Genomic DNA, 22850 nt, shown 5'->3' on the forward strand with positions numbered 1-22850 from the left:
AAATAAATAAAACTACTATAAAAATAGAATAATAGCTGGTATTATACCGCAACATTATAGAGTGGGAGATTGAATTCAAAGCGCGTTCCCTGGTTCAATTTGCTATACACGTTAATGGTAGATTTGTGCAAATCGAGAATCTTTTTAACTATGGCCAAACCAAGTCCGGTACTGTTGGCACCATTTGTTTTTTTGCCCTTGTAATACCGTGTAAAAATAAAGGGCAGTTCATCTTCTGCAATTCCTTTTCCGGTATCGGTGATTTTTACTAAAACAGCTTCTTTTTGGAGTTCCAGTTCAATGGTTACCACATCTCCGGGGCTGCAGTATTTTATGGCATTGTCGAGAATATTCTGAAATACGCGGTCGGTCATTTGAATATCGGCATAAACCAGTGGGAGGCTTTTCGAATAAATGGTGTTGATGCTGATGTTTTTCTCGCGGGCCATAATTTGAAACTTGTCGGCCACGTCCTGAACCAATTCAGCGACCTGAACCGGTTCCGGTTGAATCATCTGTGGATTGGTTTCCAGTTTCGACAGCTCAAACAGGTCATTCACCAGCTTGCTCAGATTTTCGGAGTTCTGTAAAATGATCTCCAAATATTTTTTTCGTTCAGTTTCTGTCAGGTTTTCATCTTTCAGTAAAATGGTTTCGGCAAAACCCTGAATGGAGGCGATCGGACTCCTGAGGTCGTGAGACACATTAGCGATCAGTTCCTTACGCAATTCCTCAACACTTTTTAGCTGAATGATATTTTGCTGGATGGTTTCGGCCATGCTGTTAAAAGTGTCGGCAACATTGGCGAGTTCACCACCGGTTTTCATATTGATACGTACAGAATGATCGCCTGATTTAAAGCGCTGGAAAGCAGCAATAATTTTATTCAGGTTTCTGGTAATGACATAAATCGCCAGCAATCCTAAAATGGAAGTCAGCAAAACCGCAATCAGAATTGTACGTACTCCAATTTTTAGGATAAAGCTGTTTTCGAGCGCCGCCATGGTCGAAGTGTACTGGTTGCTGGCCAGAATGATGTACATGTAGCCTTTCATTTGTCCGTCTTCTATAACTTCGGCTACTGAGAATATTTTGGGCGAATCCGGATTTCTTGGGTCATCGCCTTTTATTGCCTTATCTGACTTTCGGTTAAGAAAGCTTTTTATAGGGCCAAGTGCCACAGCGTCGGTTTTTACATCCTGTTCGGGAACCACAAAAGTCAGGATCTTTCCTTCGGGATCAAGCAGATACACTTCAATACTTGGGTGAACCGCCATCATCGAATGCATCAGCACTGAAATAGCTTGTTCGTTCACTTTTCCATCAATAAATATCGGCGATACCTCTTTGATGGCACCGGCTGCAATCTCACCGTTTATTTTCTGTTGTGCTTCATCGTTGTAATCGGCCGAAAATATCACCGAGATATAAATGAATATGATGGTTAATACCACGGTGAACGCCAGGAATATTCCCGACACCTTCCAGTATAAACTGCTGAAAATCTTATTTGTCTTCATAATTCGTCGTTGAATTTATAACCTACTCCCCAACTCGTTAGTATGTATTTTGGGTGATTAATATCCGGCTCAATCTTCGACCGAAGCCGGTTGATGTGCGAGTTAACCGTATGTTCGTAGCCATTAAAATTGTAGCCCCAAACCTTGCTCAGCAAAGCGTTTCGACTGTATACCCTGCCCGGTTTTTGAGCTAGAAGCGCCAGCAAATCAAACTCCTTTGGCGTAAGATCAAGTTTGACATTCTTTAGCAATACTTTTCGTTTAACCATATCAATGTTAAGATCTTCCACCACAACCCTGTCGCCGGTATCGGCTTCATTTTCTGTGCTCAACGAATTCAACCTTCTGAGAATGGCTTTAACACGGGCAATAAATTCACGTACGCTAAACGGTTTGGTAAGGTAATCATCGGCCCCTGTTTCCAACCCCAGTACTTTGTCGATTTCTTCCGATTTGGCCGTAAGCATCAGGATGTGCGTTTTTATTTTGTCGGCACGCAACAAACGGCAAACTTCAAGTCCGTCCATTTTGGGCAGCATCAAATCCAGAATGATCAGACTGTACACTCCGCTGCTTGCTTTCTGATACCCGTCAAGTCCGTCTTCCGAAACATCAACATCCAGATTCAGATCTTTCAGGTGAATGCTGACTAACTCTCTGATGTGAGGATCGTCTTCGATCAATAAAACCTTATCCATTGATTACTAATTATTTGTTACTGCAACAATAACAACAAAGTATCACAAAAAGGTCACGAAGCGGTGGATTTTTTGTCAACTCGGTTTATTTTTTTGTAAAAGATGTACGCCAAAATTTCTGTAATTGTATGAGAAGTAATGATCATAATTGTTCTTGAAATTCACTAAATTTACACTACCTGCAAATAATTAAACTGAATGCCATGAGAATTCATATTTTACTCCTTTTAGTACTTGTTGTTTTATTCTCTTGCAGCAAAAAAGAAAAAGATTCGATTCCTTTACCGGAACATCCACGGCCTAATTTCGAGCGCAGTTTGTGGCAGAATTTGAATGGTAACTGGAAATTCAGGCCCGATTCTGCCAATATAGGTTTGAAAGAAAACTGGCAGATCGCTCCTGAAAACTTCACCGATGAAATTCTGGTGCCTTTTTCATGGGCAAGTCCGGCAAGTGGAGTTCGTCTGCCAAAGGTGAATTATGCCTGGTACTCCAGAACTTTTAAGCTTGAGAAACCTGAAGACTGGCAAGGGAAACAGGTTTACCTGAATTTTTGTGCCAGCGATTTTACTACTTCTGTGTGGATAAACGGGCAAAAAGTTGGCGACCATAATGGTGGTTATACGCCTTTCGATTTTAACATCACAAAGTATTTACAGGAAGGTGAGAATGAGCTGGTAGTTCGGGTTGAGGATGAGGAGTTGGATAACCGTCCTTCCGGCAAGCAGTATTATGGAAACGCCAAAGGTATCTGGCAAACGGTTTACCTGGAAGCACGCCCGGAGAATCATATCACCGGAATATTTTTCACTCCCGATATTGATAAAGAGGAAGTGGGCGTAAAACTGGTTTTGAATCATGAATTGAAGGAAAATGCTGAGTTTTTGTTAGCCGGATCCGGACTTAATTTCAGAGCCGCCTTACAAGCAGGAACCAAATCACAGGAGTTTACCATTCCGATAAAAAATATGCGCTTGTGGGATCTCGATAATCCGTATTTGTACAATGTGAAAGTTTGGTTAAATGGGAATCACTGGAGCGATGATATCGCAACGTATTTTGGTATGCGAAAAATATCGGCTGTAAATGTTCCCGGGAAAGATTTTCAGTATGTTGCGCTGAATAATAAACCGCTTTATTTGCGGCTTACACTCGATCAGAGTTATCATCCTGAAGGTTTTTATACGTTCCCTTCCGATGAGTTTATGAAGGAAGAAATCCAGCGTGCGAAAGACCTGGGATTAAACGGAATCCGTATTCATATTAAAGCAGAACTGCCGCGAAAACTATACTGGGCCGACAAGCTTGGATTGTTGGTTCAGGAGGATATTCCGAATTTTTGGGGCGAACCCGACAGTACCGCAAAAGCTAACTGGGAACAGGTAGCCACAGCTGAAATGGCCCGCGATTACAACTCGCCTTCCATTTTTTCGTGGGTGCTTTTCAACGAAACATGGGGCCTTTTTAGCAGGAATGAAGAGGGCCAGCGTGTTTATGCTCCCGAAACACAGGATTGGGTGCGAAGCTGGTACCACAAAGCAAAGGACTTTGATCAAACCCGTTTGGTCGAAGACAATTCACCCTGTAACTGGGATCACGTAATTACCGATATCAATACTTGGCACCGCTATTCTCCGGCGCGCCATTGGGCCGGTTTTCTCGATATGGTTTGCGAGAATACTTACCCGGGCTCAGGTTTTAATTTTATAGGCAACAATGTTCAGGGCAATCAGCCCATGTTTAATTCCGAATGTGGTGCAGTGTGGGGCTACAACGGAAGTACGGGCGACATTGACATTACCTGGGAATATCATATTATGATGAATGAATTCAGAAAGCGCCCGAAAATTGCAGGCTTTCTTTTTACCGAGTTTCACGATGTAATTAATGAATGGAACGGCTACTACCGTTTCGATCGCAGCAAAAAGGAATTTGGGCTCGATGAGTTGTGTCCGGGAATGACAATGAAGGATTTTCATGCTGATCTTTATGTAGTTGCCGGAAAGGATTTCTTTCAAACTTATAAAGGAGGCAGCCCGGTGGAAATACCAATTGGTATCAGTGCGGTGAGTAGCGAAACCCCTCAGAATTTAAAGATAAGGTATACTGTTTATGGTTGGGATGCATTAGGAGATAAGCAGGAAATAAGTTCGGGTGAACAGGAAGCAAAGGCGAGAGCATTTGAATTTGTTGAACAAAATCCGATAACCATCAATCTTCCGGACATGGCTCTTACTGGTATCCTCGCTACTGAACTTGTAGATGGTAATGGAATGGTGTTGCAACGCAATTTTGTGCCTTTCAAAGTGGAAGGAAGCCGGCCGGATGACATTCTGGTACTGACTAAATCGCCAACAGAATTTAGCGATGCTTCGTGGTCGATAAAATACCTCGCGCGGCAAAACGATCGAAAAGTGTGGGGAATGGGATCGGGTTTCTTTGAATATACTTTCGATTTGCCTGAAGGACTTTCAACTGAAAATGTGGAGTCGATCGAATTCAGGGCTGAACTGGCATCGAGGTATCCACAGGAAAAATACCTGGAAGATGGAGAGGCCGAGCGCATTGGGATGGAAATCGTTTCGGAGAAAGGCAAAATACCGGGATACGGTCAGAACAGCTATCCGCAAACCGATCAGAAATTACATGGTTCGCTGGTAAAAATTACGGCCAACGAAAATAAAATAGGCGAAGTGGAACTTTCCGATGATCCTGCCGACCATCGTGGCATTCTCTCGTGGATGAACCAGGAACCCGGCTCGGAGTGGGGAAGCGACGACCACAGCAAGCCGTGGCTGCTTGACGAAGCCGGATCATATGGTTACCTCGTGGTAGAAAAATTCGATGAGGCGTTAAAGAATGCAGTGCTGGAAGCCGGGCAGCTTGTTCTTCAAATGCATGTTGATGAACAGACGAAGAACCGTGGCGGACTTTCGGTTTATGGCGCCGATTCAGGCAGGTATCCTATGGATGTTAGTATTGTGATCAAAAAAAAATAGCCTGATTTAGGAAGATTTCTGTTGAGAGTCGTCTTTGCGATACTGGCCGGGAGTTATTCCATTGAATTCTTTAAAAGCCCTGGAAAAAGAATTGCTGGTTCCAAATCCGGCTTCTTCCGCAATGTACTCCAGCGTATAAGATTTATGCTCATCAGAACTTAAGAGCTTTTCGGCTTCGCGCACGCGATAATGATTTACAAATTCGTTGAAATTCATTCCAAATTCAACATTAATCAGTCTTGAAAGATAGGTTCTGTTTGTTTGCAATACCTCACAAAGGGTTGTGATTCTTAAATCAGTTTGTGTATAAATTTTTTCGTTTTCAAAAAGTTCGAGCAGTTTCTCTTTTAAAATTGATACCTGTCCGTGAACAGGTTCTTTTGGTTCGTTTTCCGTGTTAAATTCAACCAGATTTTCGGTAAGCACCTCTTGCTGATTAGCGTTAAATCCGATAATAAAATAAATTGTACTGAACAAAAAAGAAGGAATAAGCAAACTAACCGGTTTGTGTGCAAAATAACTGCGGCCAATCAACGAAAAGACAATGCCTGCAATTGAAACAACAAGAATAATTATACTGATATCGCGAACCCATTTCATTCTTCTTCCTTCGGTATTCGAGAAATATTCATGGAGCCACACATTATACCTGTTGGCCAGGCGAATACCGATTAGCAGATAAACTATGGATTGAATAATGAACGCGATTCTTGCAATCAGAAAAACCATGCCTTTTATACCGGTGATTGAAAAAAGATTAAGTTCTTTTAGATTTCTGGATATCAGTACTTCCTTAACATACATCACCCGTTCTTCGGGGCTGAGTACCAAAGTCAGAATAAGTGATGATAAGGCTAATATAAAGGCTGGCAGAAAATTAAGCCTAAATCTCTTCAGGTTTAATTCATGAGTCGACAGTACTAAAATGTAACCATAGAAAAGAGGATATAATGAAAGCAAGGTAAGCAAATACAGACTGTCGATAAAAGAATAAAGGTGGTAAAACTGATGGAAAAACACCGCATGTGAGCAATACAGTAAAGTGGCCGCAAGCATGAAAAGCCCCAAAACTTTGTTGGCACGTACAGGCGAATTTCTTTTTAACAGAAATACCAGGGCCCACATCAAAGTAACGTAAATAGGCAACAATAAGGATATTGATTTTACCATGTTACAAAATCGTTAGCGGTCCTAAAATTACAAAATTTACTTGTGCAGATTTCCTTTTTAGGAGGTATTCGAGCTATTTCTTAACGTATGTTCGGAATGGATAAAGTAGAAATATCGCTGGCTTTATCGGTAGCTTTCTTGTACTGTGAAGCAGTCAGCGCTTCAACGGCAATATCGATTGAGGCATTGTTGCCATGGGCTCCAAACTGAACGATGATCTTGTAGGTGTCGTTTTCATCCTTTTCTTCTTTAAAAACCGCTTTAAAATTCTCGCTTTTTATTTTTGACATTCCACCGAATTTTATAGCAAAGAATCCTTCATTGCCCTGGTAGTAATACGTTTTCTTTTTGGCATTGTAGCTGGCCTTGCTCATTGTACGGTGTTTGGGTTTGCTATCCATGTATTTACCTTCTTGTTGCGGGAAAAGCAAGGATATCCTGTAACTGCCGGCATCGAGGTGGGTGAAACTTACTTTTCCTTTTTCTCCGGTAATCTGGTATGCGATAAGTTGCGAACCTTTTTCGAGGTACACGCCGGTGTTTTTCGCAGGTTTCCCTCCAAAGAGCAAGATTAGTCCCGTTAATAGAATCAGTAGCAATCGCATATCAATCACTTGGTTTAAAAAAGAAAGGCACCCTATTGAGATGCCATTCTTCGTTATTGTTTAAAATGCATCGTCCAATGTTCGTAGTGTCAGCACTTCATTCAATTTTTCTTCTGAAATATCGGTTTTCAGATTGACTGTTACCTTTTCATTCGGTAACAGATCGAAATAATTATCCGAGAAAAATCCGTCTTCGTCGCCAATTTGCAGGTACACGTTTTTAGCCAGTTTGTCGGTATTCAGCGTTATGTCGAAACCATTGTCGCTTTTAGCAATGCTGTGTTCTAAAGTAGGCGCTTTGATTTTTAAATCTTTAAACGGAAGGAAATAGTAGTAGTTGTTCGAAATTACTTTGCCGTTCTCCACGAGCTCGGTTTTCAAAACAACATCGTTAATTTCCCGACGGTATTTGTAACGGAATTCCCACTTGTTCACTTCATAATAATCATCGCTCGAGTTGGCCGGAATTTCCACCAGCGAAGCTTCTTCCCAGATCACTTTTCCGTCAAAATCTACCAGTTGAATGCGAAGCTCCGCATTTACCGGCTCCAACCGGTCGTTCACAATACCTACTTTCAGTTTCAGATCGTCTTCGTAGGGACTCACTAAAACCGGACTAAACCCCTTTTTCACATAGTATTGCAAGGCTTTCCATTTCTGGAAATAATCGGTCGAGCTCCATGAAGCCACCGGCCAAACATCGTTAATCTGCCAGTACAAACTACCCATGCAGTATGGCATGGCCCGGCGGTGACCTTCCAGTCCGAATTTAATTCCGTCGGCCTGAAGTACGTGGTTCACATACAGGAAGGATTCAAAATCTTTCGGGTGTTTGTATTCTTTCAACAAGTAATATTCAATGGTCTCATTTCCGATGGATGAGCGCTGGTGCGATTTCATTACTTCCGAGTAAATGTCGTAATCTTCAGGCTCGGCATATTTGCGCACGCTTGCAATTTCGGGGAAACTCTGGAAGCCATATTCGCTCATAAAACGCGCCAGGTGAGTTGCGTATGTGCTGAACGGCTCTTTTCCCCACCAAACGCCCCAGTAATGTTCGTCGCCATTCACCAGGTCGGCCTGTACGCCAAGTCCCGACGATGGGCTTGAGCCCCAGTAACTGCGCGACGGATCGAGTTCTTCAACTACCTCGGGCAGTGTTTTGTGGAAAATATCGACATAAGCCTGCCAAACTTTCTCAGGAACATCTGCTCCCTCTTTTTCGGCATCTCGTTTCCAGCCCCAGGTATTCCAGGCAGTAAGAATTTCGTTGTTACCACACCACAATGCAATTGACGGATGGTTGCGCAGGCGTTTTACATTATCGATGGCTTCGTGTTTAATGTTATCCAGAAACTCGGCATCGTTGGGGAACATGGCACAGGCAAACATAAAATCCTGCCACACCAGTATTCCGTTCTCGTCGCAGAGGTCGTAAAAAATATCATTTTCGTAAATACCACCACCCCAGACACGCAACATGTTGTTGTTCGAAATTTTAGCAGTTTCTATCACTTTGCGGTAGTTTTCATCGGTCACACGAGGAAGAAACATATCATTGGGGATGTAGTTGGCGCCCTTCATAAATACCGGATGCCCGTTCAGTTTGAAATAGAAGGACGTTCCGTCATCGTCTTTTTCACGCACCAGTTCCAGGGTGCGAATTCCAATGCGGGTATCTTCGGTAACAGTTCTGCCGCGAACTTCCAAAGTTCCCGTTAGATTGTACAGGTGAGCTTCTCCCAAACCATTCGACCACCAAAGCTGCGGATTTGCAATTTCGAAATTAACCGAATACTTGCTTACTCCGGGAGTAAGATTTATTGCGCCGGAAGCGAGTGTTTGGCCATCGTTGCTGATCGAGACGGTCGCCTTTGCTTTTTTTACGGCATCAACTTCAAATACCGCGGTAAATGTTGCTTTATCATCTGATACTTCATGCTGAACAATTTGCAGACTCTCAATTTTTGCATCATCCCAGGCTTTCAGGTAAACCGGTTTCCAGATTCCGCTGGTTACCAGTCGCGGGCCCCAATCCCAACCATAATGATAACCGGCCTTCCGGGTGTAAATGCTAACTTTTTTATTGCCTTCAACCTGGCCCCGTTCGGCCTGGTCGTTTCCGGCCCCGGGATATACAAAGCCATTGGCATCGTATTTTTTCAGTCCTTCATTTATTGGCGAGCGAAAATGTATATGAAGTTCATTTTCTCCTTCATTCAGGTATTCTTTTACATCAGCCTGCCATTCGCGAAACATGTTATCGGCCGAGAGCACCTGCTTGCCGTTAACAAACACATCGGCATAGGTATCTAGCCCTTTAAAATCGAGTACCACCCGATCGCGGTTCAGGAACGTTTTGTCTACTACAAAAGTAGTTTTGTAGTCCCAGTCTACTTTGTCAATCCATTGCTGATCAAGCTCATTTAACCGGTAAAATGGATCCTCTATTTTGCCGTTATCCAGCAGGTCGGTGTGAACGGTTCCGGGTACTTTGGCCGGTAACCATTCGTCCTTGTCAGCCTGGCTAAATGTCCAGTTCTCATTTATTTCTTTGCTAATCATCAACTGCGGATCCTTGGGGTTTTGTTTGCAGGCAGTAATAAGAAGTAGTCCGATTGCCGCCAAAGTTGTAGTTCTCAATATCGACTTCATGTGATTTAAATTGGTCCTTGCATGATTTCATACTGAATTCGTATCGCGTATGTTACGAATTCAGGTAATTGAACGCTATTCATGCTCTTCTCATATATCGTATGATTTAAGCGCGGTTAAAGTTGATAAAATCGAAAGGATTTACCTAAAAAACACGATAAATATCATAAAATAAAAAATGCCAGCTGAACTAAAACAGTGGCATTCAAAGTGATTCTGATCAGCTTCCTAATTGTCCTTTTTGAGGGTCGAAATTTTAAAGGGAATATAGAGCGGACAAAATTTAAACAACCCTGTTGCAAGCGGAACAATCCCGATCAATCCCCACCAACTGTCGAAAATTACGCCGGCTATGGCAATTAGCAATCCTACTATAATCCGAAGTAAACGGTCGACCGGACCAACATTGTATTTCATATTTATAAGTTTTAATGAGTTTACAATCAAATAATTTAAACTGGTTCAGTTTAGATTTCACCGGCCAGGATATCGCAGGCAGATTTTATGAAACCCGGACATTTTTGCGTAAAAGCTTCGGCTTCTGTGGCTGCTTCCGATCCTTCGGGTGTTGAGATATCGTAACCGGTAAGTTCTTTGCAAATCAGCGAGCCGTGAACGGCTTTAAACTTTTCGTTAAACAGTTGAATCTTTTGCTTAGTATGAGCTTTGGCTTCCGCATCGCCAATGTAATGACCGTGTTTCATTCCAATTACCATATATGCTCCGGTAACTGCTCCGCAGGTTTCGGCACAAGCCATTCCACCACCAAAACCGCTGGCAATGCGAAGGGCTGTTTTTTCATCGATCCCAAGCTCGTCAGCATGCAGGCTAAATACCGTTTGTGCGCAGTTGAACTGAGTTGGGAAAAGATTGTCGACCAAATGGCTCTTGCTGTTCATTTTTCCTTTAAAGGTAGTAAGATTATAAGAAATTGATGAACTGTTAAATTGAAAAATTAGGCATTAAATAGCTGTGAGCTTCGAGCCACCAGAAGTAAGATTAAGAATCAAGAAAAAGCAAACCCGATTTATCCATCTTCTGATAGGTAAACCGGGCTTTTTGCTTGAACATTGTATTTTATTTTCTAAAGGTAACCCGAATCAATTTGTCGAATTGAGTGGCCAGGATAAAAATGACTACAACTTCGAAGGCCAGCAGTACTAGTTTTGAATTGCTGATGCCAGCAAATCCAAAATCGAAGGAGGCGAACAATGTTGTGGCGATCAGCCCAAGTGCTAGCCCAACCAGGAAAAAGAACCACGACCAGCGAATGTTTTTCCAAACCGATTTTTCGCTGGCTTGCTTTTCTCGAATTGCATCCATTACATTGTCTTCAAAATCCGGAAGTTTGATTTCCAGCTTCGAATGTTGCATCCAGTCTTTTAATTCTCTTTCTTCCATTTTAAATCAGAGTTTTTGCTTCGCCTTTCAAATATTTGGTGAAGAGCTTTTCCATGTTTTTTCGAGCCCGGTGCAGCGTTACTTTCACCTTCGATTCCGACCATCCGGTTATTTCACAAATTTCAGCAATATTATTCTCATTCAGGTAAAACAACCGAAGAACGAGCGATTCGGTAGCCGGCAGCCTGTTTAGGATCTCGTTGATGTAAAATTCCCGTTCATCCTCTTTCAGCTGATCGATCACCGAAGTATCACTAACCGGGTGAAGGTTGTGTGAACTGTTCAAATCTACGTTTTGCTCCCCTTTTTTGCGGATCACCTTGATTGATTCATTCACAACAATGCGATAAAACCAGGTACTGAATTTCGAATTCCCTTTAAATTTTTTGAGGTTTTGAAAAGCCTTCATAAAAGCCTCCTGCACAACGTCGGTGGCCAGAAACTCGTTCTTCACCACCGACATCGACAAGGTAAATGCCATGTCTTTATACTGACTGACAAAGTACCTGAAAGCCTCAGTATCACCGTCTATTACCTTTTTTATATAAAGGTCGTCCATTAATTGTTATTTGTTTTTTGGCCGGTCTACAAAATAAGCTACAATTATTGAAATGGCGGTAAAAAGAAAAATAACCCCAAAAATTAAGGGCTCTTCCTGGATTTCGCGTTTATCTATACCAAACTCAACTGCACCAAAGGCAACGAGCCAGCCAAATGAAAATCCGGTAAAAATAATTCCCAGTTTTAACCAGGGGAAATAAAAACGGATTTCGCGTTTCGGCCGTGCATAAATTTCAGAAACATCCTTGTCGCGTTCAATCAAGGCCATTCGTTCCTTGTTTCTTGCTTTTATGTAAAAGTACCAACCTAAAAAGATAGCGGCAAAAAATGCCGTCCATACAATCGCCAACATTACATCTTCCATATTCATTTATTTTTTAAAATTTCTCCTTTGATAGCTTAGCCTGGAAAAAGGTTACAATTTTTTTTAGCTGCAAGTTTTAAGCTTCAAGCCACAAGCTTTAAGTAGTGAGCTACGAGCTACGAGCTGCGAGACACGATTATCAAGAAACGAATATCAGCATCGAGTATTATAATATCCAGTATTGAATGACCAATAATCGATATTCAACGTTCCTTACCTTTGGAAATTTAACATTGAATATTGGAAATTCTACATCAAGTTTTTAGCTGAAAGCCACAAGCTACAAGTAGTGAGCTACGAGCTGCGAGTATCAAGAAACGAATATCAAGCATCAAGTAATAAATATCCAGTATTGAATGACCAATAATCGATATTCAACAATTTCTTACCGTTGGAAATTTAACATTGAATATTGGAAATTCTACATCAAGTTTTAAGCTTCAAGCCACAAGCTTTAAGTAGTGAGCTACGAGCTGCGAGCTGTGAGACGCGAGTATCAAGAAACGAATATCAAGCATCGAGTATAAAATAGCCAATATTGAATGACGAATAATCGATATTCAACGTTCCTTACCGTTGGAAATTTAGCATTGAATATTGGAAATTCTAGATTTAAAGAAGCCACAAGTCGTAAGCTTCAAGTATCCAGAATCGAGGATCCAGCATCCAATATTAAGGATCCGGCAAAAATAAACCCGATCTATCCGTCAGAAGACGGACAAACCGGGCTGTATCTATAACTATTTCGGTTGATCGCTTTTAAGCGGCTTTGCAGTGCTTATTCGCCACGAACGGCAGCAATTCCCGGAAGAACTTTTCCTTCGAGGTATTCGAGCAATGCACCACCGGCAGTCGAGATGTATGAAACACCGTCGGCAATTCCAAATTTGTTAACAGCTGCAACCGAGTCGCCGCCACCAACAAGCGAGAAAGCACCTTTTTCAGTTGCTTCAACAATAGCATCGCCAATGGCTTTGGTACCGGCAGCGAAAGCTTCCATTTCGAAAACTCCTGCAGGACCGTTCCAAAGAATAGTTTTTGAATTACCAATAACTTCTTTGAATGTTGCAATGGTGTCAGGACCTACATCCAATCCCATCCAGCCGTCTTTAATATTACCCGCTGAGCAAATTTCAGTATTTGCATCGTTGGCAAATTTGTCTGCAGCAACACAGTCTGAAGCGATTACAATGTTTACACCTTTATCTTTTGCCTGATCGATAATTTTCTTTGCCAGGTCTAAGTATTCATCTTCGCACAACGACGATCCGATGTTACCACCCATTGCTTTTACGAAAGTAAAAATCATACCACCACCGATAATCAGGTTGTCAACTTTCGACAACATGTTTTCGATGATTGTAATTTTTGTAGAAACTTTAGCACCACCCATAATTGCAGTTAACGGACGCTGTGGATCGGCAACTACTTTGTCGAGGCTGGCAACTTCGCTGTCAACCAGGTAACCAAACAATTTGTCGTTCGGGAAAAATTTAGCCATTACAGCAGTAGAAGCGTGAGCACGGTGTGCAGTACCAAAAGCTTCCATCACCCAGCAGTCGCCGTTTTCGGCCAGTTGCCTTGCGAATTCTTCGTCACCGGCAGTTTCTTCGTTGTGGAAACGCAGGTTTTCAAGTACCAGAACTTCTCCCGGTTGAAGTGCGTCAGCTATTGCTTTTGTTTCGGCACCAATACAATCCGGTGCAATTTTTACTGTTGTACCACCCAGTAATTCTGAAAGGTGACCAACCAGGTGCTTTAAAGAGAATTTATCTTCCGGACCGCCTTTCGGACGACCAAGGTGCGACATGATGATCGGAGAACCACCGCCTTCAATCACTTTTTTGATAGTAGGAAGCGCGGCGCGCATACGGGTGTCATCGGTAATCTCAAAATTTTCGTTTAAAGGCACGTTGAAATCAACACGAATAAGTGCTTTTTTGCCCTTAAAGTCGTAGCTGCTAATTGTTTGCATTTTATTGTATTTTTTAGAATATCAGAAAATCACTCAAAGATAAGAATTAATGCAACGCCATAACAGAGCTGATTTCGGGCTCAAATGAATTTAATGTTTGGGTAAAGTAAGCAGGGGCTGAAGGATAGAATGATTGAAGGACTGAGGGATTGAAGGAGTGAATTGTTAAACTGCTAAATTGTAGAAAATAGTCGCGAGCTATGAGCTATAAGCTGCGAGCTTTTTGTCCTCCATGTTTTTAATGGCAGTGGTTCATAACGACAGATTACATCTCCGTCCGTCAACTGACGGATCGGATCGTAATGACAATTAATTGGAAGGAGCCCAGTCAGCGGACCATAAGAATCAGGTTTCCGGCAAAAAACTGTACGGTCCGCTGCCGAACCCTAATAAACAGCGTCTTTGCGAGGGATCCGTCGGTTGACGGAGATCGAAGCAATCTCTCCGAGTGATTAGCGACCAATGACCATTCCCCAGCTCCTATTCATCACTCCCGGTTTCAAAAGACTGAGGGATTGAAGGAGTGAATTGTTAAATTGTAGAAAACAGCCGTGAACTACGAGCCACAAGCTGGGAGCTTTTTTCTTTCTAAACTTTTTCCCAATGACTAATGACTAGTGCCCAATCTCCCTCAACAAAACATATTTCTCCAGCACAACTCTTCCAAAACGACATAAAGTGCTATTTTTGGCTTTATGTTTTTCAAAGATGTAATCGGACAAGCTGAGATTAAAAAGCGCCTCATTCGCTCGGTGCAGGAACAACGTATCAGTCATGCGCAATTGTTTGCCGGACAGCCGGGAACAGGAAAGCTGGCCATGGCACTGGCTTATGCCCAATATGTTTCGTGCCGGAATCGCACTGAAGAGGATTCTTGCGGCGTGTGCCCGTCGTGTCACAAGTACCAAAAACTGGCACACCCCGATTTGCATTTTGTTTTCCCGATATTCAATGCTAAACAGTTCAACAAACCGGTAAGTGATGATTTTCTACCTCTGTGGCGCGAAAAGGTAAAAACGAACCCTTATTTCGAACTGAGTGAATGGCTTAGCCACATTAATGCCGGTAACGCCCAGGGTGAAATCTACGAGCGCGAAAGCGAATCGATTCTGCGAAAACTCAACCTGAAATCTTTCGAATCGGAATTTAAGGTGATGATCATCTGGTTACCGGAGAAAATGAATCCTGCCTGTTCGAACAAGCTACTGAAAATGATTGAGGAACCACCAAAGAAAACGCTTTTTTTGCTGATCAGCGAAAACGAAGAAGGCGTGATCGGTACCATTCGTTCGCGCGCCCAATTGGTGAAATTCCCCTTTATCGACAATGCTTCGCTGGCTGCGGCTTTGGCTAAGATCGAAGGTATCGATCCGGATATTATTCCCGACGCGGTGCACCTGGCAAACGGTAGTTACAACAGGGCTTTGCAATACATTACGCCCGGCGACGATGAGCAGTTCTATTTTCAGAAATTCCAGGAAATGATGCGTTTTGCTTACGCCCGGCAGGTTCGCGAATTAATCGATTGGGCCGATGAAATGGCCAAGATCGGTCGCGATAAGCAAAAGGCTTATTTTGCCGCTGCCCTTCGTTTAGTGCGCGAATATTTCATCTCGAACATGAAGCGCAACGAACTGGTGTACATGAACCGCGACGAGAAAGAATGGGGTAAAAAGTTCGCTCCCTTTATAAACGAGCGCAACATTGTTCCTTTTGCCAACGAGTTCGAACTGGGCATCAAACACATTACCATGAATGGCAATCCGCGAATCGTGTTCTTGGATACCGCGTTAAGGATGGTGCGGCTTATAAAACGATAGTAGCTTCATTTTATAGCGATATGGATGTCATCTTTCAAAAAGATGACATCCCGGCTGAACTAACTTTTTATTACACATCAAGTTTCAACTTCAATCCCAGGCCTATATAAACCCGCTCTAAACCAAAAATCGGATTAAACCGAAGCTCCGGTTCAAATACCAGTTTTTCGGATAATTTGATGTCTTTTCCCATCTTTACCATAGCTCCTAGATTATAGCTCGGATCAATGTCATAGTCGTCAACTTCAACTTCATCAGGAGATGATTTATCTTTCCATCCGAGAAAAACCTCAAAACTTGGTCCGGCAGAAACATTTACAATTCGTGAGGAGAACTTATAAAGTACCGGGATTGACAAATGGCTTTCACGAATATCTACATCATAGTAATGACCAGCCATGCTAAAAGACAACGATTGTATGTAAGTCCTGTAATATACTCCCGCTTCTATTCCACTATGTTTGCCAACAGTTCTTACGATATTTAGTCCAACGCCTGGACGTAAATGATCTTTATCAGCAACTTCGTTCACAAAGTCAATCCCTAAATAGGTTTTATTTTGGGCCTGAAGTGTATTTACTGATGAGAATAAGACAATAAAGAGGCCTACGATCAAGAATTGCTGATTTTTTAGGTTTTTCATGTTAATTGGGTTTTTATTTTTTTGAAATTGTTGTATCGTTTTGCAATTATTATGCCATTATGATAAGTATAAATCTTCGCCACCTTATGGTTTATTCCTTCTTTGGAATTTGGTTAAGCATCCCGATAAATTGGGACGGCAACGAGGTATAAAATGATATCGACACAAATCGGGAACGCAAAGTGGTAAAGCTATTTGCTGAATTAACCAATAATAGTCAATTAAAAAAAAGCAAATTGTCCCAAACGTCAATAGTGACGGAGTCTACCGTAAAAGCTCCGAACACTCCCAATTCGTTGCTCATATTGCTGTATACTTTCATGGGTTCGGCATAAATATCCCCTTCTATAATCTCATATTGATATTTTGATTTGTAACTTTCAAATAGCTCTTTGGATATGCTTCGTAAGTAAACTTTTATAAATTCCGTTCCCCTGTACCTTGGAAACTGGTTCCAGGCCAAAGATGGAGTATAGTCTTCCCTTTCAATTTTAAATTGAAGAGCATATTGTCTTCCAGAGAATAATTTGTCGGGAAATACACGGGGTTTATGAATTGAAATATCAAATGGCTCTTTAATTGAGCTTTGGTTATTAGGCAAGTAGGCGAAAACCGGATCTTCGATTGGAAACACCTGTTTTCTTGCGCCTCTTAAAGTATCAATATAAAACCTGTCGAGTGTGTCTTTATAGTGCGTGGGATTTTCAAAGTAGATGCTGTCTTTCAGATTGGTATCAATATAGTAGGTATGATTTTGCAGAGCGGTCATATAGTAGTTTTCGGTATCCGAAGGATCGGTAAAATACAAGGTAAAAAGGTAATATTCTTTTTCTCCTTCCGTAATTAGCCTTTTGCTCAGGCTGTCAATGCTGACCCTCTCCGGAACCTTACATATTCCAAAGGTTGCATCATAACCTTCGGCAATAATTCTTAGTTCGTATTCCGAACCGATAGTAATGTTGGCCTCAGTATTCTCGAAGTATTGATCGCGTATCTCTCCATCATCATACCTTCTGATTACCTGTTTAAATGAGCCAATCTTTTCCCCTTCTGACAATAATTCAAGTTCAACATTCGAAGGTAATGGAAAGGAATCTCTTAAGCTGGAATAAAGCGGATACGTTCTGTCAACATATATCTGAGTTGGCTGATCGGGTGAGACGTAGCCAAACACAACAAGTTGATCCTCCTGAACAGGAAAAGGTTCGTCTGATCTTTCAATCTTTACCTGGTCAAAAATTTCAGTACAGCCAAGAAGAGTGGTGAGTAGCAGCGTGATAATGATTATATATTTTCTCATTTTCATTAAAATTGATATTTGTAACCAATTGAGGGGATAATTGGATAAAGAGAGGCTTCGTAAATCGTTTGATACAAGTACCCCATGTTAATAATGTTTTATCGGGAATAAACATTGTAAATGGAAAAGGACCAATGATGGATGCCCTTTTTCGCCTTTTTGTGATAGTTCAGAGCCAGGTCCAGACGATGATAGGCCGGTATACGGTAATTGTTTTTGTTGTCGTAAAATTCGTAATACCCCAAACCGGAGTTATAGCCATCTCCGAAAAAATCGGCACCCCCAACCTGGTAAGTTGGCAACGAATAGGGATTGCCGGTGTAGTACACCCAGTTAAGACCGGCATCCCATTTTTTATTAAACTTTTGATTCAACACCACGGAAAATTCATGTCGCCTGTCGTAGTTTGAATAGTAGGTATTGCCGTTGTTTATGTTGTCGAATTTACGTTTCGCCCAGGAAAGAGTATATCCCATCCATCCGGTGGTTTTTCCTTCTTTTTTCTGCAGAAAAAGTTCTCCTCCGTAAGCCCATCCTTTTCCTGTTTCCACCTTATCTTCCCAGTCTCGTTTCGCACCGTAAAGACTCGACCCTTCCTGGTATTCTACAAGGTTATTCATTTCTTTAAAATAAGTCTCCAGACTTAGGGTTATTTCTTTGTTGAGCGCGAAACTCGTACCGGCAGCCCACTGTTTGGCAGTTTCCACAGGTAAATTCTCTGTGGCAGGAATCCAAAGGTCGGTTGGTAATTCCATGAGCGAAGAACTAAGTAAATGAAAAAACTGGCTGTTTTCAGAATACGAAGCTTTAAGCGACCAACTATCCATTAGCCTGATATTCATTCCCAATCGGGGGCTTATAAAAGTTTCCGTTATTTGATTCGATGAAATATGCGTCATTCGCACTCCAAGGTTGAGTTTTAAAAAGCTAAATACTTGCCAGTCATCTTCGAGGTATGCCGTAGTTTCGTATAGGGCTGTTTCAGACGGACCAACAGCGGTATCAGCTATAGCTGTTTGTTGAGAACCTCCTGTGCCGACTGCATACTCCCGATCAACCAAAGATGTAATACCGGGGCTAAAATAATGGCGTGTTATGCCCATCCCAAACCGAATTCTATGGGCTGGATTCAGGTAGTAGTCAAAATCGGTTTTTATGCCCACGTCTCTGATTCCCGAACGATACTCTAACTCATCTCCGAATCTGTCTCCTGCTCCTGTTGATTTAAATTCCCGTTCTCCGTAATTACCCAGGTAAAAATCGCTAAGAATAAGTGTGGTGTTGCTAAATAATTTTGGAGAGAAGATATAATTCCACCGTAGAGATCCCGTATAATTGCCCCAATCATAACCATAGGATGTTTTAAGTTTGTAGGGATTGTTGTTTATTTCAATGTCCTGCGGCTCCGACTTGGAATACTCCTTATCCTTTCCATAGTAGAAGCTGAGGTATAATCGGCTTTTATCCGAAAATTTCCGGTTTATTTTGGCATTGAAGTCTCCAAAATAGTAGGCGCCAACATCATCGCCAGCTATCCATTGATAGGGCACCGAAAAGAAATCGAGCAGTGTTCTTCGGCCTGAAATACAAAAAGTGGTTTTACTGTCCAAAGGACCGTCCAGGGCGAATTCTCCCGCAATCAGACTAATTCCGGCTTCTCCTTTTAGTTTTTCGGTGTTACCTTCCCGCAGGTTGATTTCCATTACCGAAGACAGTCGCCCACCATAACGCGCAGGAAAACTTCCTTTGATAATATTGGCCGACTGAATGGCATTGTCATTGAAAACCGATACCAATCCTAACAAGTGAGATACATTGTAAACCGGTACCCCGTCAAGCAGTATCAGGTTCTGATCCGGATTTCCTCCGCGCACCGACATGCCGGAAAAACCTTCGCGGGTGTTTTTTACACCTGGCATCAACTGAAAGGTTTTAATCACATCCTTTTCGCCGAAAAGTGCCGGGGTATTCTGAATTTCCGATAGATTCAACTCCATCCGTCCCATCTGCGTACTGTTCAGTTCCTCCTGTAGGGATCTGCGTTTTACAACTACCTCCTCAAGCTCGTTAGCCGTATACATTTGGATGTTTAGAACAGTGTCCTGACTGAGTAGAAATTCCAATTCCAGATCGTGGTAACCTACGTAGGAAACAATCAGTTTAACTTTCCCTAGTTTTTGAGTAATACTATAATAGCCATAGTTATTGGCAACCACTCCTTTTTTTATTTCAGGAAGATAGACACTGGCGTTTAGTAAACGCTCGCCTGTTTGACCATCTTCCACAAAACCTGATAATGTGGCGGTTTGGGCACCGCTTAAAACTGAAATTCCAAGAAACAAGATTTGAAAAAAAATGGTTTTTTTAATGTATTTGAAAACGATCATTAGTCCTCTAAGATGTGATTAAGGTCTTTTTTAAAAATGATTGATTTATGCAACAATAGACTGATAATTTATGATTGCATAGGTTTTGTTATTCCCAACAAATATGGCATTTTTTATGAACAATAAAAAAGTACGGAAATGTAAATAAACATGAAGTGGGATCGCATCTGTTTGAGCTTACTTTATTTCCTCTCTTATTAGATTCAGTCTAAAAAATGGCACTTTCCCCTTTAAATTCCTATTATTCATTATTTTTGTCAGTTCAGGATGCCCTGAAAAGAACAAAATCAATAACTTCGAACAACTATGCCGGAAGTTGATACCATTGACAGAGGAATTTGCAGATCGAATAAAACCTGTTGTGCCAAGCTGGAGGTAACCGATTGGTTATCTGATATTAAATCAGCTATTCCGCACGAAGACCTGGTTGAAGTTCGCTTTAAAAATACACGAAAAGATTATTTTGAAAACGTCAACAATTTGAATCTCAAAGTTGGCGACCTCGTGGCTGTTGAGGGAAATCCGGGGCATGATATCGGATTGATTTCATTGATGGGCGAGCTGGTGACCGAACAAATGAAGAGGCATCGGGTAACCCTGAACAACAATGGCGAATACCGGAAAATTTACCGACATGCCAAACAGGTGGACATTGAAAAATGGAAGGAAGCCATTTCGCTCGAACATCAAACCATGATCAAATCGCGGCAGATTGTAAAAGACCTGCGACTGGACATGAAAATTGGCGACGTAGAATACCAGGGCGATAAGACTAAGGCCATTTTCTATTATATCGCCGACGGGCGTGTCGATTTCCGTCAGTTGATAAAAGTACTGGCCGAGACTTTCCGTATCCGTGTTGAAATGAAACAGATTGGGGCGCGCCAGGAAGCCGGCAGAATTGGCGGAATAGGTCCTTGTGGCCGCGAGCTTTGTTGCTCTACCTGGATGGCCAATTTTGTTTCAGTATCAACCAGTTCGGCACGTTACCAGGAGATTTCGCTGAATCCGCAAAAACTGGCCGGCCAATGCGGTAAATTAAAATGTTGCCTGAACTTTGAGGTGGATGCTTACCTGGATGCCCAGAAAGATTTTCCGCCAACCAATATTACACTCGAAACCGAGCACGCCAGTTATTCGTACCTGAAAGCCGATATTTTTACAGGAACCTACTGGTATGCGCAACACGGACACGGGCCGAGCACCCTTGTTCCGGTGCATGTTAATCGGGTGAAAGAGGTGATTCGAATGAACCGGAAAGGGAAAAAGCCCGAAAAACTGGTGATTGAAAAGTACGATGGCGGAGTTAAAGAACTCGATACTTTTCACAATGTGGTTGGACAGGAAGACCTCACGCGTTTCGATCGCCCGAAACAGCAGGACCATAGAAGAAACCGAAACAAAAAACGAAATCCTAATCGCAACCAGCCGCAAAACCGTAATTCGGGCAACCGAAATCAACGATCGCGCAACAGTAACCGAAATTCCGGAAATAAATAGTTGAGAAGGGAATGAAGAAGATTTTTCAGTTAACGATGTTTGCTGTCATTTTGGTTTTGACTGTGTCGTGCCAGAAAAACCTGGTATTCGAGCAGTACAAACCCATCGAAAATAAAAGCTGGTACAAAGATTCGGTACTGGTGTTCACCGTTCCGGTAAGCGACACCACCGATAATCATAATTTATTTATAAACGTTCGAAACGACATTAATTACAGCTATAGCAACCTCTGGTTGTTCGTTACTATTGAGCAACCCGACGGAAAAACGCTCGAAGATAAGTTCGAAATCGCATTGGCCGATCCTTCGGGGAATTGGCTGGGCAAAGGGATTGGCGGCCTGAAAACCCGGGAAGCCATTTTTCGCAGAAACGTGTTTTTCCCCATGTCGGGCGAGTACAAAATCCGCGTTCAGCAAGGTATGCGCGAAGAAAACCTGAAAGGAATCAGCGATATTGGGATAAGAATTGACAAAGTAGAGTAAAGTGGGAAAGGGTAAGCTGAAGAAATTCAATGAAATGAAGGGCTTCGATCATGTGATCCAGGTGCCGTTTCATCTCATTGAAAAAGATGATTTTCATTTAAAGGGTAAGTGGTCAGGCGAGTTTTTCAAGAACGAAAATCCGCTGATATTGGAGTTGGGATGTGGCAAAGGCGAGTACACCGTTGAGCTGGCCACAAAAAATCCGCACATCAATTACATCGGTGTTGATATTAAAGGTGCTCGTTTGTGGAAAGGCGCCAAGCTGGCACTGCAGCGCGGACTAAATAATGTGGCTTTTTTGCGCACCAACATTGAGCTCATCGAACAGTTTTTTGGTGCAGATGAAGTTGCGGAGATCTGGCTGACTTTTCCCGATCCGCAAATGAAAAAGACCCGGAAACGATTGACATCAACCACATTCTTAAATAAATACCGAAATTTTTTGAAGCCGGGTGGTGTGATTCATCTGAAATGCGACAGTAATTTTCAGTACACCTACACACGAACGATGGTGTTGCTAAATAAGTTCGAAATTGTTGCCGATACCGATGATGTTTACGAATGGGATCACCTCGACGACACGCTGCGCATTCGAACCTTTTACGAAAAACAGTGGCTCGATCGCGGGATCAAAATAAAATACCTCGCCTTCAAACTTCATGATGGTGAGTACCACGAGCCGACGATTGAAATTGAAAGAGACGAGTACCGCAGTTTTGGACGAACTGCGAGAGAGTAAGGAGTACAAAGTAGTGAGTAGTGAGATTTTC

Annotated in this window: 19 protein-coding genes; 5 read left to right on the top strand and 14 right to left on the bottom strand. The window is 42.2% G+C overall.

What is annotated here, in order from left to right:
• Positions 1 to 41: 41 nt before the first annotated feature.
• Together HFD85_RS00095 and HFD85_RS00100 are read right to left on the bottom strand one after the other, a co-directional pair.
• A complete protein-coding gene (locus tag HFD85_RS00095; RefSeq protein ID WP_167604571.1) occupies positions 42 to 1520 on the bottom strand; it encodes a sensor histidine kinase in 1479 nt (492 codons plus the stop codon).
• A complete protein-coding gene (locus tag HFD85_RS00100; RefSeq protein WP_167604572.1) occupies positions 1517 to 2218 on the bottom strand; it encodes a response regulator transcription factor in 702 nt (233 codons plus the stop codon). Before HFD85_RS00100 ends, HFD85_RS00095 begins: the two co-directional genes overlap by 4 nt.
• A 203-nt stretch (positions 2219 to 2421) precedes the next feature.
• On the opposite strand from HFD85_RS00100, the gene HFD85_RS00105 reads away from it, so the two are divergent.
• Positions 2422 to 5217 (top strand): glycoside hydrolase family 2 protein, encoded by a 2796-nt coding sequence (locus tag HFD85_RS00105; RefSeq protein WP_167604573.1) that lies wholly within the window; start codon positions 2422 to 2424, stop codon positions 5215 to 5217.
• 6 nt (positions 5218 to 5223) lie between these two features.
• On the opposite strand, the gene HFD85_RS00110 is transcribed toward HFD85_RS00105, so the two are convergent.
• The 9 genes from HFD85_RS00110 to HFD85_RS00150 all read right to left on the bottom strand — a co-directional run bounded on the left by HFD85_RS00110 (position 5224) and on the right by HFD85_RS00150 (position 13948).
• Positions 5224 to 6387 carry a helix-turn-helix domain-containing protein gene (locus tag HFD85_RS00110; protein ID WP_167604574.1) on the bottom strand — a complete coding sequence of 388 codons (1164 nt, stop codon included), beginning with the start codon at positions 6385 to 6387 and terminating at the stop codon, positions 5224 to 5226.
• An 80-nt stretch (positions 6388 to 6467) separates the two neighbouring features.
• The gene (locus tag HFD85_RS00115) at positions 6468 to 6992 is read right to left on the bottom strand and encodes a hypothetical protein (protein ID WP_167604575.1); all 525 of its coding nucleotides are present in this window, start codon (positions 6990 to 6992) and stop codon (positions 6468 to 6470) included.
• Between the two features lie 60 nt (positions 6993 to 7052).
• Positions 7053 to 9647, bottom strand: a complete 2595-nt coding sequence (locus HFD85_RS00120) for a beta-mannosidase (protein ID WP_167604576.1) — start codon at positions 9645 to 9647, stop codon at positions 7053 to 7055.
• Between the two features lie 228 nt (positions 9648 to 9875).
• Entirely contained in the window at positions 9876 to 10064 is a 189-nt protein-coding gene (locus HFD85_RS00125) for a YgaP family membrane protein (protein ID WP_167604577.1), read from the bottom strand.
• 50 nt (positions 10065 to 10114) lie between these two features.
• The gene (locus HFD85_RS00130; RefSeq protein WP_167604578.1) at positions 10115 to 10546 is read right to left on the bottom strand and encodes a C-GCAxxG-C-C family protein; all 432 of its coding nucleotides are present in this window, start codon (positions 10544 to 10546) and stop codon (positions 10115 to 10117) included.
• A gap of 178 nt (positions 10547 to 10724) precedes the next feature.
• A complete protein-coding gene (locus HFD85_RS00135; protein WP_167604579.1) occupies positions 10725 to 11048 on the bottom strand; it encodes a hypothetical protein in 324 nt (107 codons plus the stop codon).
• A 1-nt stretch (position 11049) separates the two neighbouring features.
• Positions 11050 to 11607, bottom strand: a complete 558-nt coding sequence (locus HFD85_RS00140; RefSeq protein ID WP_167604580.1) for an RNA polymerase sigma factor — start codon at positions 11605 to 11607, stop codon at positions 11050 to 11052.
• A gap of 6 nt (positions 11608 to 11613) precedes the next feature.
• A complete protein-coding gene (locus tag HFD85_RS00145) occupies positions 11614 to 11973 on the bottom strand; it encodes a DUF6249 domain-containing protein (protein WP_167604581.1) in 360 nt (119 codons plus the stop codon).
• 778 nt (positions 11974 to 12751) lie between these two features.
• Positions 12752 to 13948, bottom strand: a complete 1197-nt coding sequence (locus HFD85_RS00150; RefSeq protein ID WP_167604582.1) for a phosphoglycerate kinase — start codon at positions 13946 to 13948, stop codon at positions 12752 to 12754.
• A 695-nt stretch (positions 13949 to 14643) separates the two neighbouring features.
• Here HFD85_RS00150 and HFD85_RS00155 point away from each other — a divergent pair.
• Complete coding sequence (locus HFD85_RS00155; RefSeq protein WP_167604583.1) at positions 14644 to 15768, top strand: DNA polymerase III subunit; 1125 nt, start codon at positions 14644 to 14646, stop codon at positions 15766 to 15768.
• Between the two features lie 70 nt (positions 15769 to 15838).
• Here HFD85_RS00155 and HFD85_RS00160 read toward each other — a convergent pair whose 3' ends face one another.
• From HFD85_RS00160 to HFD85_RS00170, 3 genes are all read right to left on the bottom strand, one after another.
• Positions 15839 to 16411, bottom strand: a complete 573-nt coding sequence (locus tag HFD85_RS00160; RefSeq protein WP_167604584.1) for a hypothetical protein — start codon at positions 16409 to 16411, stop codon at positions 15839 to 15841.
• 217 nt (positions 16412 to 16628) lie between these two features.
• Positions 16629 to 17711, bottom strand: coding sequence for a DUF4249 domain-containing protein (locus tag HFD85_RS00165; RefSeq protein ID WP_167604585.1), 1083 nt, complete (start codon positions 17709 to 17711; stop codon positions 16629 to 16631).
• A 98-nt stretch (positions 17712 to 17809) separates the two neighbouring features.
• Complete coding sequence (locus tag HFD85_RS00170; protein ID WP_167604586.1) at positions 17810 to 20053, bottom strand: TonB-dependent receptor; 2244 nt, start codon at positions 20051 to 20053, stop codon at positions 17810 to 17812.
• Between the two features lie 351 nt (positions 20054 to 20404).
• Between HFD85_RS00170 and HFD85_RS00175 the strand changes: the two genes are divergently transcribed.
• Genes HFD85_RS00175 through trmB form a run of 3 tightly spaced genes read left to right on the top strand, consistent with a single transcriptional unit; the run spans position 20405 to position 22819 of the window.
• Complete coding sequence (locus tag HFD85_RS00175; protein ID WP_167604587.1) at positions 20405 to 21598, top strand: PSP1 domain-containing protein; 1194 nt, start codon at positions 20405 to 20407, stop codon at positions 21596 to 21598.
• An 11-nt stretch (positions 21599 to 21609) separates the two neighbouring features.
• Positions 21610 to 22080, top strand: a complete 471-nt coding sequence (locus HFD85_RS00180; RefSeq protein ID WP_167604588.1) for a gliding motility lipoprotein GldH — start codon at positions 21610 to 21612, stop codon at positions 22078 to 22080.
• A 1-nt stretch (position 22081) separates the two neighbouring features.
• Positions 22082 to 22819 (top strand): tRNA (guanosine(46)-N7)-methyltransferase TrmB, encoded by a 738-nt coding sequence (gene trmB, locus HFD85_RS00185; protein ID WP_167604589.1) that lies wholly within the window; start codon positions 22082 to 22084, stop codon positions 22817 to 22819.
• Positions 22820 to 22850 lie beyond the last annotated feature (31 nt).

The sequence above is a fragment of the Maribellus sediminis genome, assembly GCF_011799805.1.
In the GTDB taxonomy this organism is placed as follows: Bacteria; Bacteroidota; Bacteroidia; order Bacteroidales; family Prolixibacteraceae; genus Draconibacterium; species Draconibacterium sediminis_A.